The following is a 12,588-nucleotide window of genomic DNA, read 5'->3' on the forward strand; positions in this document are numbered from 1 at the left end:
CAGAAAATCCCGTGGAATAAATTCTCCGCGGGATTTTTTCATGTTCATTGATTCAAAATACTCTCTTCCAAAAATTCCGACCGATCCCCGTATACACGCTCAATATGGCCGTCACCCCAATTGCACAGCGCACTTAAAATACTCTCCAGTGATTGCCCGTATTCGCTCAATTCATACTCCACTTTCGGCGGCACTTGATTATACACAATCCGATTGATAATCCCATCTTGCTCTAACTCTCGCAATTGCTGCGTGAGCATTTTTTGCGTGATGGATGGAATAAGGCGTTTTAGCTCGCTCGTCCGTTTTTTTCCGTGCGTTAAATGGCATAGAATCACACATTTCCACTTGCCGCCAATGACTTCAAGTGTAGCCTCGACGGAGATATTATATTTCTTTTTCATATTTGGCTCCTTTCCATAGGTACTAAAAAGTGCCTACAGTACAAAAAAGTACGTACTTGTTTTAATGTCTACTAAGTATCATAATAACACTTGTCATCAAAAAAGCAAGCAGAACTTAGGAGGGTTTAACTTTGAAAGGGAATCGAAATATTTTTGCCTTATTAGCTTTAGCAGTTAGTGCTTTTGCGATTGGAACGACCGAATTTATCAGCGTCGGGTTGTTGCCGCTCATCGCCGAAGACTTAGCAATACCAGTGAGCACAGCAGGTCTGACCGTCTCGCTTTATGCAGTTGGCGTCATGTTCGGCGCACCAATCCTGACCGCACTCACATCACGCATGAATCGCAAAACGTTACTGCTCGCCATCATGATCGTATTCATACTCGGCAACTTGGCCGCGGCATTCTCCAACACCATCGCACTACTACTCATCGCCCGCGTCATATCCGCCTTCGCGCACGGCGTCTTCATGTCCATCGGGTCTACCATCGCGGCTGACCTTGTCCCACCAAACAAGCGGGCAAGCGCCATTTCCATCATGTTCACCGGACTCACCATCGCAACCGTAACCGGCGTCCCAATCGGCACACTCGTCGGGCAACAATTCGGCTGGCGCGTCGCGTTCTTCGGCATCGCAGCAATCGGCATCATCGCCCTTATCGCGAACCTCATCCTGATTCCGAAAAACCTGCGTCCCGGCACCAAAATGACGCTCGGCGACCAAGTCAAAGTACTCACAAATGGCCCGCTACTACTCGTGTTCGCCATCACAGCACTAGGCTACGGCGGAACCTTCGTCGTATTCACCTATCTAACACCGCTACTCGAACAAGTCACCGGTTTCCCAACGAGCACCATCGCGATTCTCCTTTTCATCTACGGAATCGCCATCGCGCTCGGCAACATGATCGGCGGAAAAGTCGCGAACAAACGGCCAATCCAAGCCCTATTTTACATGTTCATCGCGCAAGCCATCGTGCTCGGATTGCTCTACTTCACCGCCCCATCCAAAGTTTTCGGACTCGCAACGATCCTGCTCATGGGCGTGTTTGCCTTCATGAACGTTCCCGGCTTACAAGTCTACGTCGTGATTCTAGCCGAGAAATTCGTCCCAAAAGGCGTCGACATCGCGTCCGCCCTTAACATCGCAGCATTCAACGCAGGAATCGCGCTAGGCTCCTATCTTGGCGGCCTCGTCATCACCCACATGCGCATCATCGACACGACCTGGATCGGCATGATCATGGTCCTCGTAGCCGTCGCCCTAACCGCATGGAGTAAAAAATTAGAAACAAAACAGGAGGAATTTTAAAAATGAAAACAGTCAAATTAGCAAATGGAATCGACATGCCCGTCCTTGGACTCGGCGTATTTAAAGTAGAAGAAGGCGCAGAACTCGTGTCCGCCATCAAAGAAGCCATCCGACTCGGCTACCGCAGCATCGACACCGCAGCCATCTACGGAAACGAAGCCAGCACAGCGCAAGGAATCCGCGAATCCGGCGTCCCACGCGGCGACCTTTTCATCACATCCAAAGTCTGGAACGCCGATCTCGGCTACCAAGAAACGCTCGCCGCATTCGACGAAACCCTGCGCAAAATGGAGCTCGACTATCTCGACCTCTATCTCATTCACTGGCCAGTCGAAGGCAAATACATCGACGCATGGCGCGCCCTCGAAAAGCTCCACAAAGACGGCCGCATCCGCGCAATCGGCGTCAGCAACTTCCAGATTCACCACCTAGAAACGCTCAAAAAACACGCCACCATCATGCCCGTCGTGAACCAAATCGAACTCCATCCAAGACTCACACAAAAAGAGCTCATCACGTATTGCACTGAAAACAACATCCGCGTCGAAGCCTGGTCCCCACTCATGCAAGGCGGCCTGTTCGGCAACCCGACACTCCAAGAAATCGCAACCAATCACGGCAAATCCGCCGCCCAAGTCATCCTGCGTTGGGACTTACAAAACGACATCATCGTCATCCCAAAATCAACAAAAGCCCACCGCATCGCAGAAAATATGGACATCTTTGACTTCGAATTAACCCCCAAAGAACTAACAAAAATCGATGCGCTCAATCAAAACCTCCGAGTCGGTCCAGACCCAGATAACATTGATTTCTAAACGCGAAAAAGCGATGGTTCACAGAAAAACCATCGCTTTTTTCTACTTCTTGAATGTATATTTATTCGTATTCCTCACAACCATACTATTCGGATCCGCAATCCTCGTCACCAATTTTGCCTTCCTCGTATTCAACTTCCCATCCGTAAACAACGCAACATCCCGATAATTTTTCGACAAAATCATCCCATATCCCGACACCTTGCTCCACTTCGCATTATTCCACTCCCCATTATTATGCGCACCACGAAAAGCAATAACCTCAGTCGGCATCGCAACAATTTTCCCAATGTAATTCTCGATAATCGCCGTCCGTTTATTATTCACAGTCAGCGAAATCCCATTATAATTCGTCCGACCGCTACTCTCCAGCTGCACCCGATTCCCCAAAACAACCGCGCCAAAAGTCGATTGCATCACGATTCCGCCACCATAAATACTGACCGCCTGCACATTCTCGACCTGATTATTCAAAACCTGTATACCTGTTGCATAAACCGCATCCCGATTCTTCTTCAATTTCGCACCCGAAACAACGATCCCCCGAACCGTCTTAAATTTCTCCGATTTCACCAATTTCAGCTTCGCATAATCCGCCTGCTTATTAATCCGGTTATTACGAATCATCACATTTTGAGGCGGGCTAACCGTTCCCACATCACCAGCCAGCGTTATCGAAACCACCGCAATCGCGTTTCTCACATTCACAATCGTATTATTCTGAATCACCAAATTCCGTCCATGATGCGTGTCAATCCCTTCCCAAACCGCATTATTCAAAATATACGAATCCGTAATCACAGCACCATCACTACGCGGATTCACCTTCGCCTGCACACTCGCCACCAATTTACTATTATAAATCTCCGTCAACGCAATATTGTACGCCAATCGTTCCCCCATCACGCCAATATCCCGCACCGTCACTTTTTGAACCGTCGTATTGTTCGCCGAATAGCCAATAATCCCCGCATACCCAATCGCCGAAACCACCATCTGCGCCGGCGTCGTCCCAGCAATCCGCACACGATCCGTATACTTCATATAAATCCCATTCCCACCAAAATTCCGAATCCGGCTATTCACAATCTGCACATTCCGCACACGCTGACTCGCGCTCGCACCAACAATCTCAATCCCATTATGTCGCTGATTCACAACCTTACCCTTCTGCCCATCCAAAACAACATTTTCAAGCTTCGTGTCGCTTCCCATCCTCACAACCGGAATCGACTCATTTTTCCATATCTTCAAAGCTGGCATCGCGCTCACACTAGCCCCACGGAGCGTCACGCCCGCCGGAACAACCACCGTCCGCGCAAGCATCATCTCCCCTTTCGGCAATGTTACCACTTTCTCCGATGCCACCTTACTACTCTTCGCTTTTTGTAACGCAGTATCCATCATTTTACTATTCATCTCTGGCGACAACTCCACCGAAGCATTCGCGCCCGAAGAAAACATCATGGTGAGAAATACTAGCAATGCCCCAACGACAACCTTGGCCTGCATCATCCTATTCTCCTCCATTCAAAACAGCTTTTCCCCCTTTACCATCATTTTTCCCAATCCAAACAAAAAAGCGCGAAAAGCACAGCTTCCACTGCCAATTCACGCCATTCAATCAAATATATTTCAAAATATCACTCGGCTTCTCCAACACAACATTCGCGTCCGCAAAACCATCCGTCCTCTTCGCACCCCACAAAGCCAGCCCGAAATCAGCACCAGCCGCGTGAGCGCACGCCATATCATATGTAGCGTCCCCAACATAAAGCGTCGTCGCCGGATCCACACCAAGCAACGCCATACACCGTAAAAGCGGATCAGGATGCGGTTTATGATTCTCCGTGTCACTCGCACAAACAATCGCGTCAAAATACTGCGCCAAATCAAACGGATAAAATCCCGTCTCCATCTCGCCCGCATTTTTCGAAGTCACCACACCGATTCCGTCCAGCTTCGCCAAAACCTCCACGATTCCGTCGAAAACCTCGATCTCCTCATTCAGCTTAGCCTCCATCGCAAACCAGTCCGCCATCACCGCATCCCGATCCTTCACATCCAGTTGCGCCAACGCCTTCTCGCCCGTAATCCCAAGCGCAAACCGCAAATCATCCTGCTCATAATGCAAACCAACATTCCCGAGCGCCACGCGTAACGCCTGTAAAACCACGCGTTCCGTATCCAAAAGCGTCCCATCCACATCAAAAATCACCGTTTTATACACCAAAATACCGCTCCTCTCGCGCGCACCACTCACTCCACAAAATGATGCTGGTGATGCGTCGTATATTGCCGTCTCTTCTCATATTTAAAACGCTGCACTTCCGGTTTCACACCATATCGCGCCGTCCGTAACTCCCGCGCAAAATCAGCCAAATCACCATCCACAGCCTCACCCAACTCAAAACACATATCCCCACAAGAAAACGTCACGAAAAGCCGTCCATCCTCCGGAATAACCACAATATCCGTCAACTTCGCAATCGGAAACGTCTGCCGCTTTTTCAAGCCCAAGCTATAATTCCGATCAAAAACAAGATAATCCCGCTCCAAATAAAACTCCCCGTACTGAAACTCCATCCCAAAATTCGCCGTCACTTTACACATACCTTCCACACGCATCCCAATCGCCTCCTTAATCTCTACACTAAAGATAAACGATGAAATGCGTTTCAGGTCAAGCCCCTATATCGAATTTCGCATAATAATTTTATGTTGCACCAGTTTTTTCTCCACTTTTCCACTCAAAAATAGCTCCACAGCGCACTTCCCAATCTCCCGCAAATTCTTATCCACCGTCGAAATATCCAGCACATCCGCAATCGCCAAATTCTCCTCACCCAAAATCGCAATGTCCCGCGGCACATCCAAGCCCCGATGCGTCACATAATAATGCATCCCAGCCGCGACCTCATCTCCATTCGCATACATCGCCGTCGGAGGTTCCGCCAAAGTCAAAAACGACTCCGCCGCCCGCTTCCCGTCCGCCACATCATAACAATCCTGCAAAATAAGCCCCGCGTCCAGCTCCCCGAATACAGCCTCATACGCCATTATTTTCAACTTCGTACTATTGCTCCACTGCTCCGCGCGTCCGGCCGTAAAGCCAACACGCCCATGCCCAGCATCCTTCAAAGCCTGAAACCCGTCCGTGTACGCCTGAAACTGATCCACATAAGCACACGAAATCAGCGGATCATTAATATACTCACAAGCCACAATCGGCCCATAATTCGCATACGGCGCAATCGTTTTCCAATCATTCGCCCGCGACGCAATAATCAACCCATCAATCCGCTTCGTTTTCAGCATCCGCAAATACCGCTCCTCCTCTGCCCGATCATACCCAGTCGGACAAATCACAACCGAATAACACTTCGCAAAAGCCGCCTCCAAAACACCATTCATCACCTTATCAAACCACGGATGATCATTATACGGCAGCACAAAACCAATCGTATTCGTCCGCCCCCGACTAAGATCCACCGCATTCCGATTCGGACTATAATCCAGCTCCGCCATCACCTCTTGCACACGCTTACGTTTTTCCTCCGCCACATACGGATGCTCATTCAAAACCCGCGAAACCGTCGTCACCGAAACCCCCGCCAATTTTGCAATATCCTTAATATTCGACAAGCCACGCACCTCCGTTTTCACCTACCCCTATCATACCCATAAAGCCCCAGCATCTCAAGTCTCAAAAATGTACAGCGAAAAAACCGTATTTCGCCTCAAAACCATTTTTAAGCTATGACGAACTAATCCACAAAATGCTTAGCAGTAGAACGCATCCATGATATCCTCGCTATTTTCATCTTACATCATGCCTACTGCACCAAAGACATTCATTCCAACCGAATAGATCTTATGACAACATTTCTTAAAAGATACGAGCAAAATAAAAAATACTACGCTAACAATGAAAATATTAAAAGATTCTTCTCTGCACATCTGCAAAGAATCCAAGCGCTGCCATAAATGCTACCTGCAAATTTTCCGCACTCGTTTTCTTCCCATCAAATACAACATCGGGTCCTGCACACGCATCATCATCCCAACAATCACTACCTGCTCAACGCCCGCTTCTGCCAACTTTTCGGCCAAATCCGTCTCAAAAAAGCTATTAGGCGTCGTTTTACGCACAATAAACTCGTTCTCATCCGCAATTGGCAACAACCCCGCATGAATTTCCGCGCCTTCCGTACCTTCCACTAAAAACCCAGCTTCCGGCGTTCCTGCATGTTGCACATAAAAAATCGGCAACTGCTTCTCTCTGAAATCCCGCTGCACACGAATTGCATTTTTCAACGCCTCATTCGGCTCAAACAAAGGCATTGCGCCGCCCTCAAAATAGTCATCTTGCACATCTATCACAATCAGCCCTTTTTTCACTTGAAACACCTCTTTTATTTGATATACTAAGTGTAACGAAAAAAGCATCCCATTAACATAACCCGACGAAAGAGAATTCGAAAACCTCGTAAAAAGCCACCCTCAAATCATCGAATCCAACAAAACAACCGGCGACACATGCTACATGATAAAATCCAATTTCGACAACAAAGAACTAGACACATTTCTACAAAAACTACTCCCATTTGGGCGCTACAAAATCGATCAAGTATTAAAAACGATCCTCTAAAACCACAAAAATGCGTCTCCAAAACTACCTTGGAAACGCATTTTTATGATTACTCTTCTTCTCGTTCTATCTCCACCCGCATTGTGACAACACGTGAATCCTTAATCTCCGTCACAATAAAAGTTAAATTCTCATATTCCAAAACGACCTCTTCACCATCATCTGGAATCGTCTTCAGCTGCGTCAACACAAAGCCCGCAATCGTATCAATCCCCTTATCAGGAAGTTCCACGTGAAACAATTCATTGAAATCGTCAATCGGCATACGTCCCTCAACAATAAATGTATGCTCATCCAACTGCTTCACCTCGTCAGACAACGCATCAAACTCATCATCAATCTCACCAACAATTTCCTCCAATAAATCCTCCACCGTCACGATACCCGCAACGCCGCCATACTCATCCATCAAGATTGCCATTTGATTATGTGATTTTTGCATTGCTTTCAACAAATCATCCACAAAAATCGTCTCCGGCACAAAGAAAGCCTCTTTTACTAACTGTTTCACGTCGATATTATCAAAACCATACTTCCTCGCCGCCAAAAATACATCCTTCATATGCAGAATACCATACACCGAGTCCATGTCATTCAAATAAACCGGAATACGCGAATAATTACGCTCCAAAAGTTTATCCACCAACACACCCGAATCCTCATTCGCATCAATCATAAAGCTATCCGTCCGCGGCACCATCACTTCCTTCGCATAAATCGTGTCCATTTCAAAAACACCACGAAGCATGTCCAGTTCCGCCTTTTCAATCGCACCATCACGCCGACCAGTCTCAATAATAAGCTGCATTTCCTCACGCGTCATTTTTTCCGTATTCTCATTCTTATCCATGCGCGTTATTTTCACAAGCATATTCGTCGAGAACGACAAAAATTTAACGAAAGGCGCTAAAACCGTACTGATAATCATAATTGGTCGTACTGAAAAACGAGATATCGCTTCCGCTTTTTGCAAAGCCAACCGTTTCGGATAAAGCTCACCAAAAACAAGCGTAATATAAGATAAAATAATCGTCACAACGACTACAGCCATCTCATTCGCAAAAGCAGTTCCACCAAATCGCGTCCCCAGAACAGAGGCAATACTCGTTGCCGCCGCCGCACTAGAGAAGAATCCAGCAAGCGTGATACCAACCTGTATCGTCGCGATAAATCGACTCGGATCATCTATCATTTTCACAAGCAACTGGGCCTTCTTATCCCCTTGCTCCGCCTGTGATCTGACACGGTTTTTATTGAGCGATACCAAAGCCATTTCCGCCGAAGCAAAAAACGCATTCAATAACGTCAACACCAAAATAAGAATTAATTGTACAATAATCTGCTGACTCTCGGGGTCAGGGTTCATCCAACCATCCACTCCTTTTCGTAGTGTAGAGCATACTCCGAGTAAATCGGCGGCAAGCGTTCGCAATCGAACAGTTTGGCGGACTTCCGGTTCTCATGTACACAAGTACACTCCGCTTCCGGCTTCCACCAAACTGTTCGATTACAAACGCTTTCGCTCAATTTGTTTAAAGCGTAGTCTTCATCTTACCCAAAAAGATAAAAATAAGAACCTCAACTTCATTCGGAGTTTGTCCATACTTATAAAATTCTACCATGTTTCGCTACGGTTCTGCAAGAAATCATAATTCTTTAAAAATACTGACAGCGTCGTCTTGGATCATTGTGTATTGGAAGGGCAGTCGTAGCAGCTCTTGGTTCACTGCGAATACGGTGCTTCCGCTTTTGCGATAGTCGGTTAGGTTGCAGAATGGACTGACTTTGAAAGAGGTTCCTACGATGACTATCAAATCTGCTTTCGTGATTGCTGCTAACGCGCCATTTATTGCTTCTTCTGGTAAATTTTCTTCGTATAGTACGACTTCTGGGCGAATGATGCCGCCGCAGTTTTCGTGTTTATCTGATTCTAAATATTGCTCTGAACGTACCGTCATGCCGCATTTCTGGCAGTGACAGCGATATAGACTGCCGTGAAATTCTACCACGTTGCGCGACCCCGCTTTTTCATGCAGACCGTCAATGTTTTGCGTCACGACCGTCACCTTTTTCCCCGCGCGCCGCTCGATCTCCGCCATTTTTTCGTGAATTGCATTCGGCTCCGCGTCCGGATAGTACATACTATCCCGCACAAACGCATAAAACTTATCCGGCTCGTTTCGCAAACACGTCGCGCTCAGCAGATACTCCGGATTTTCCCGTCCCGTATAAAGTCCATTTTTCGAGCGATAATCTGGGATTCCTGAGGGCACCGAAACACCCGCTCCCGTCAAAAACACAATCCGTTCACTACTCGCCAGACTTTCCGCAAGCGTCATCATCACTCCACCTCCCCAGGATACACGCGATCCTTCCAATTCCACCACTTCAAAAGCGCCGGATCAGGTTCTTCCGTCTCCACAAAATACACCGCACAGCGAAACGTGTACAGCACACAAGGATCAACTCGCGCGCCCTCAAATTCACACATCAACTCATACAAATGCAGTGGATTCTTCCCTTTCAAATCCGCCATTTTAGAAACACCAATATTATGCAGCGCCTCACTCAAACGCTTCCCGATTCCAGGTATTTGCAATAACTCATCTTTCATCACGACCGCCTCCGTTCCTTGCCTCTATTCTACCACGCATGCTATACTAACTACCAAACATTTAAAGGAGCGTCACCCAATGAAAACCAGCATCCAACTAAAAATGATCCAAACCATCGCAAAAGTAGGCAAAATAAACAAACTCTGGTACTTAAAAGGCTCTGCACTAAAAACCACAATCGCAAAAAAACAAAGCAAAATAGCCCTTCCATCCAAAAAATTACGCGAATCTTGCGCGGTAACTTCCCATCAAATAGAAGGGTTCGATCTCTATGAAGTCTCCCCAAAATCCGATGCGAAAAATCTCATTATTTATCTTGCAGGCGGAGGCTTCGTGCTTCCCATCAGCTCTTTACACTGGGACTTCATCCAATTATTAGTCGACGAAACGAACAGCAAAGTCATCGTCCCACTTTACCCACTAGCACCCAATCACAATGTCGATACCGTCATGCAATACCTCACGACCATCTATAAAAATAGCACTCAACAGCAACAACCCGAAGCAATCACCATCATGGGCGACTCAGCAGGTGGCAACTTGGCGCTGGCCTTTAGCATATACCTGAAAACACTAGGTTTACCGCAACCAAAACAAATCATTGCCATCTCACCAGTCGTCGATCTCACATTCTCAAATCCTGACATCGCTGCAATTGAAGCAAAAGACTACATCGTCGGCACTCCCGCGCTAAAAGAAATCGGAGAATGGTATCGCGGTACGCACACTTTGCAAAGTCCCATTATCAGCCCATTTTTCGGTGATTTCACCCACACAGCACCCCGCGTTATTTTTAGCAGTACAGGTGATTTAACGAATCCCGACACACGCCTTTTCGCCGAGAAGCACAAGGAAAACACCACTTACTACGAGTACCCAGATTATCCACATATCTTCCCGATCTATCCTATTCCAGAAGGTGAAGATGCCCGTCGCAAAATTATTTCTCAGCTCAAAACAAAGAACAAGCCACAAATTTAGAATGGCTTGTTCTTCGTTTCCTTATTATTTCTGCGTCGCTTCCCAATCCGCCAAGAATTTCTCAATACCCGAATCAGTCAGCGGATGCTTCAACATTTGCTCATACACTTTAAACGGTATCGTCGCAATATCCGCACCCGCACGCGCGCACTCAATCACGTGAATCGGATGACGCACACTCGCCGAAATAATCTCCGTATCAATATCATGCACTTCAAAAATTTCCGCAATGTCGCGAATCAAAATCAAGCCATCCGAACCGATATCATCCAAGCGTCCTAAAAACGGCGAAACATATGTAGCACCCGCTCGTGCCGCAAGTAAAGCCTGCGCTGCCGAGAAAACTAGCGTCACGTTCGTCTTGATACCTTCCTTATTTAACACCGCGACCGCAGCCAAACCCTCACCCGTCATCGGAATCTTAACGACCATATTCGGATGGATTTTCGCAATCACGCGACCTTCTTCAATCATTTTTTCTGCTTCCAAACTCACGACTTCACCACTGATTGGCCCGTCCACAATCGACGTAATTTCCTCGATGACCTGGTTAAAATCCCGACCTTCCTTCGCTATCAATGACGGGTTCGTTGTCACCCCAGCAATGAATCCCATTCGGTTCGCCTTCCGGATCTCCTCTACATTTGCAGTATCAATAAAAAATTTCATGTTCATCCTCCTCATACGCGTTAAACGCTTTCATAACTTCCACCTCATTGTATACCTTTTGCCACTAAATGTCTCATGAACTGCCTTTTCCACAAAAAATAGGCACAACATTCGCGTCATGCCTAGCATTGTTCTATAATCTATCCTTATCTACAATAAGTAATGGCTTCGGCCGATTGCGGAGAATTCCCGCCTCAATCAGACTCATCACCGTATGCGCCACATATTCACGCGACGTATTCGTATATCTTCCCAAAATTTCTTGCGTGAGTTGTCTCGGCAAAATAATCCCGTCGTCAGTCTCCGTGCCCAGCTCAAGCCCCGTTTTCAGAAGTACCTTCCTAATCCGCTCTTCCTTCTTCAAAAAAGTCAGCTTGCAGAAAAATTGGTATTCCTGTAGCTCTTCCGCCAAACACTGCGCCATGAAAAACGTGCCTTCCTGTTCGTGTTCATCCAAAATTGAAAACAAGAATGTACTATCCACTTCCATAATTTCGCCATGTCCTAAGCTTAGCAACTTTTGGCTCGGCTTCCAAGTATCATAATAAATATGGTGCAGTCCAAAACAATCGTGCTTCCCTATGAAACGCGTAATACCGCCCTTTGGCTTCTCATCTTGTATCACCACGCCATAGATACCACTCAAAATAAAGTATATTTTGAATTCTTTGTCTTGCTTATTCCGTAAAATATCGCCTTTTTTCGTACGGCTTACAGAACAATACTTATTATAATCCGGATGCTCAAAACAGTACTCTATTAATTTCGTTACAGTAATACTTGATTTTCCTTCTTTTAGAAATAGCATAGGCTCTCCTTCTCACTTTCCAATCGATGTATCTCTGAATTATAACATATGATAACTAAAAATGACTACTATATTACCGTCGAAAAGTTTATATTTTAGACACATTGGTCATTAAAAATACGATTTTAAAGCCTAAATCGTAAATTATATACACGATAAAATCCCAAAACAGGAATTTTAGTTCAGTTTTTTAACAATTATGAAACCGCACAATAAATGTAGTTTTTATCACATTAACCGTTGTTCATATTCCATTCACAATCATGCTTTATATTAGAGTGGCAGGAGGGAAACCTCACAAAGATATCGTAACATCGAAAGGAATGGAA

Annotated in this window: 14 protein-coding genes and 1 pseudogene; 4 read left to right on the plus strand and 11 right to left on the minus strand. The window is 46.3% G+C overall.

Annotated features, from left to right (window positions below):
- Window positions 1-44 precede the first annotated feature (44 nt).
- Window positions 45-404, minus strand: coding sequence for a winged helix-turn-helix transcriptional regulator (locus tag DUK53_RS06400; protein ID WP_036093113.1), 360 nt, complete (start codon window positions 402-404; stop codon window positions 45-47).
- Between the two features lie 131 nt (window positions 405-535).
- On the opposite strand from DUK53_RS06400, the gene DUK53_RS06405 reads away from it, so the two are divergent.
- Together DUK53_RS06405 and DUK53_RS06410 are read left to right on the plus strand one after the other, a co-directional pair.
- The gene (locus DUK53_RS06405; protein WP_036132589.1) at window positions 536-1,717 is read left to right on the plus strand and encodes an MFS transporter; all 1,182 of its coding nucleotides are present in this window, start codon (window positions 536-538) and stop codon (window positions 1,715-1,717) included.
- Window positions 1,718-1,719: 2 nt separating this feature from the next.
- On the plus strand, window positions 1,720-2,535 hold the full coding sequence (locus DUK53_RS06410) for an aldo/keto reductase (protein WP_036132588.1): 816 nt from the start codon (window positions 1,720-1,722) through the stop codon (window positions 2,533-2,535).
- A gap of 42 nt (window positions 2,536-2,577) precedes the next feature.
- On the opposite strand, the gene DUK53_RS06415 is transcribed toward DUK53_RS06410, so the two are convergent.
- The 5 genes from DUK53_RS06415 to DUK53_RS06435 all read right to left on the minus strand — a co-directional run bounded on the left by DUK53_RS06415 (window position 2,578) and on the right by DUK53_RS06435 (window position 6,936).
- On the minus strand, window positions 2,578-4,050 hold the full coding sequence (locus DUK53_RS06415) for a right-handed parallel beta-helix repeat-containing protein (protein WP_036132586.1): 1,473 nt from the start codon (window positions 4,048-4,050) through the stop codon (window positions 2,578-2,580).
- A gap of 109 nt (window positions 4,051-4,159) precedes the next feature.
- A complete protein-coding gene (locus DUK53_RS06420; RefSeq protein WP_036132583.1) occupies window positions 4,160-4,765 on the minus strand; it encodes an HAD family hydrolase in 606 nt (201 codons plus the stop codon).
- A 29-nt stretch (window positions 4,766-4,794) separates the two neighbouring features.
- Window positions 4,795-5,163, minus strand: a complete 369-nt coding sequence (locus DUK53_RS06425; protein ID WP_036132581.1) for a hypothetical protein — start codon at window positions 5,161-5,163, stop codon at window positions 4,795-4,797.
- 63 nt (window positions 5,164-5,226) lie between these two features.
- Window positions 5,227-6,180, minus strand: a complete 954-nt coding sequence (locus DUK53_RS06430; RefSeq protein WP_036132579.1) for a LacI family DNA-binding transcriptional regulator — start codon at window positions 6,178-6,180, stop codon at window positions 5,227-5,229.
- A 345-nt stretch (window positions 6,181-6,525) separates the two neighbouring features.
- Window positions 6,526-6,936: an isochorismatase family protein gene (locus DUK53_RS06435; protein ID WP_052164980.1), complete on the minus strand. Its 411-nt coding sequence runs from the start codon at window positions 6,934-6,936 to the stop codon at window positions 6,526-6,528.
- Window positions 6,937-7,018: 82 nt separating this feature from the next.
- On the opposite strand from DUK53_RS06435, the pseudogene DUK53_RS18005 reads away from it, so the two are divergent.
- Window positions 7,019-7,186 (plus strand): annotated as a pseudogene (locus tag DUK53_RS18005) (hypothetical protein); the annotation flags it as partial.
- A 49-nt stretch (window positions 7,187-7,235) separates the two neighbouring features.
- Here DUK53_RS18005 and DUK53_RS06445 read toward each other — a convergent pair.
- The 3 genes from DUK53_RS06445 to DUK53_RS06455 form a co-directional block, all read right to left on the minus strand.
- On the minus strand, window positions 7,236-8,552 hold the full coding sequence (locus DUK53_RS06445) for a hemolysin family protein (protein WP_036132577.1): 1,317 nt from the start codon (window positions 8,550-8,552) through the stop codon (window positions 7,236-7,238).
- 280 nt (window positions 8,553-8,832) lie between these two features.
- Window positions 8,833-9,528, minus strand: coding sequence for an NAD-dependent protein deacylase (locus tag DUK53_RS06450; RefSeq protein ID WP_036093100.1), 696 nt, complete (start codon window positions 9,526-9,528; stop codon window positions 8,833-8,835).
- Window positions 9,528-9,800 (minus strand): helix-hairpin-helix domain-containing protein, encoded by a 273-nt coding sequence (locus tag DUK53_RS06455; protein WP_036093098.1) that lies wholly within the window; start codon window positions 9,798-9,800, stop codon window positions 9,528-9,530. The genes DUK53_RS06450 and DUK53_RS06455 overlap by 1 nt, the downstream gene beginning before the upstream one ends.
- Window positions 9,801-9,879: 79 nt before the next feature.
- Between DUK53_RS06455 and DUK53_RS06460 the strand changes: the two genes are divergently transcribed.
- The gene (locus tag DUK53_RS06460; protein ID WP_036093096.1) at window positions 9,880-10,782 is read left to right on the plus strand and encodes an alpha/beta hydrolase fold domain-containing protein; all 903 of its coding nucleotides are present in this window, start codon (window positions 9,880-9,882) and stop codon (window positions 10,780-10,782) included.
- A 24-nt stretch (window positions 10,783-10,806) separates the two neighbouring features.
- Here DUK53_RS06460 and fsa read toward each other — a convergent pair whose 3' ends face one another.
- Both fsa and DUK53_RS06470 read right to left on the minus strand, forming a co-directional pair.
- Entirely contained in the window at window positions 10,807-11,451 is a 645-nt protein-coding gene (fsa, locus tag DUK53_RS06465; RefSeq protein ID WP_036093095.1) for a fructose-6-phosphate aldolase, read from the minus strand.
- A 133-nt stretch (window positions 11,452-11,584) separates the two neighbouring features.
- Window positions 11,585-12,259: a Crp/Fnr family transcriptional regulator gene (locus DUK53_RS06470; RefSeq protein ID WP_036093093.1), complete on the minus strand. Its 675-nt coding sequence runs from the start codon at window positions 12,257-12,259 to the stop codon at window positions 11,585-11,587.
- Between the last annotated feature and the right edge of the window lie 329 nt (window positions 12,260-12,588).

Source organism: Listeria sp. SHR_NRA_18 (genome assembly GCF_003856515.1).
Taxonomy (GTDB): domain Bacteria; phylum Bacillota; class Bacilli; order Lactobacillales; family Listeriaceae; genus Listeria_A; species Listeria_A newyorkensis.

Bases quoted from the DNA above. Each gene is read 5' to 3' on its own strand.
- DUK53_RS06400 (WP_036093113.1), bottom strand. From the start codon at position 404: ATGAAAAAGAAATATAATATCTCCGTCGAGGCTACACTTGAAGTCATT.
- DUK53_RS06410 (WP_036132588.1), top strand. From the start codon at position 1,720: ATGAAAACAGTCAAATTAGCAAATGGAATCGACATGCCCGTCCTTGGA.
- DUK53_RS06415 (WP_036132586.1), bottom strand. From the start codon at position 4,050: ATGATGCAGGCCAAGGTTGTCGTTGGGGCATTGCTAGTATTTCTCACC.
- DUK53_RS06425 (WP_036132581.1), bottom strand. From the start codon at position 5,163: ATGCGTGTGGAAGGTATGTGTAAAGTGACGGCGAATTTTGGGATGGAG.
- DUK53_RS06445 (WP_036132577.1), bottom strand. From the start codon at position 8,552: ATGAACCCTGACCCCGAGAGTCAGCAGATTATTGTACAATTAATTCTT.
- DUK53_RS06450 (WP_036093100.1), bottom strand. From the start codon at position 9,528: ATGATGACGCTTGCGGAAAGTCTGGCGAGTAGTGAACGGATTGTGTTT.
- DUK53_RS06455 (WP_036093098.1), bottom strand. From the start codon at position 9,800: ATGAAAGATGAGTTATTGCAAATACCTGGAATCGGGAAGCGTTTGAGT.
- DUK53_RS06460 (WP_036093096.1), top strand. From the start codon at position 9,880: ATGAAAACCAGCATCCAACTAAAAATGATCCAAACCATCGCAAAAGTA.
- fsa (WP_036093095.1), bottom strand. From the start codon at position 11,451: ATGAAATTTTTTATTGATACTGCAAATGTAGAGGAGATCCGGAAGGCG.
- DUK53_RS06470 (WP_036093093.1), bottom strand. From the start codon at position 12,259: ATGCTATTTCTAAAAGAAGGAAAATCAAGTATTACTGTAACGAAATTA.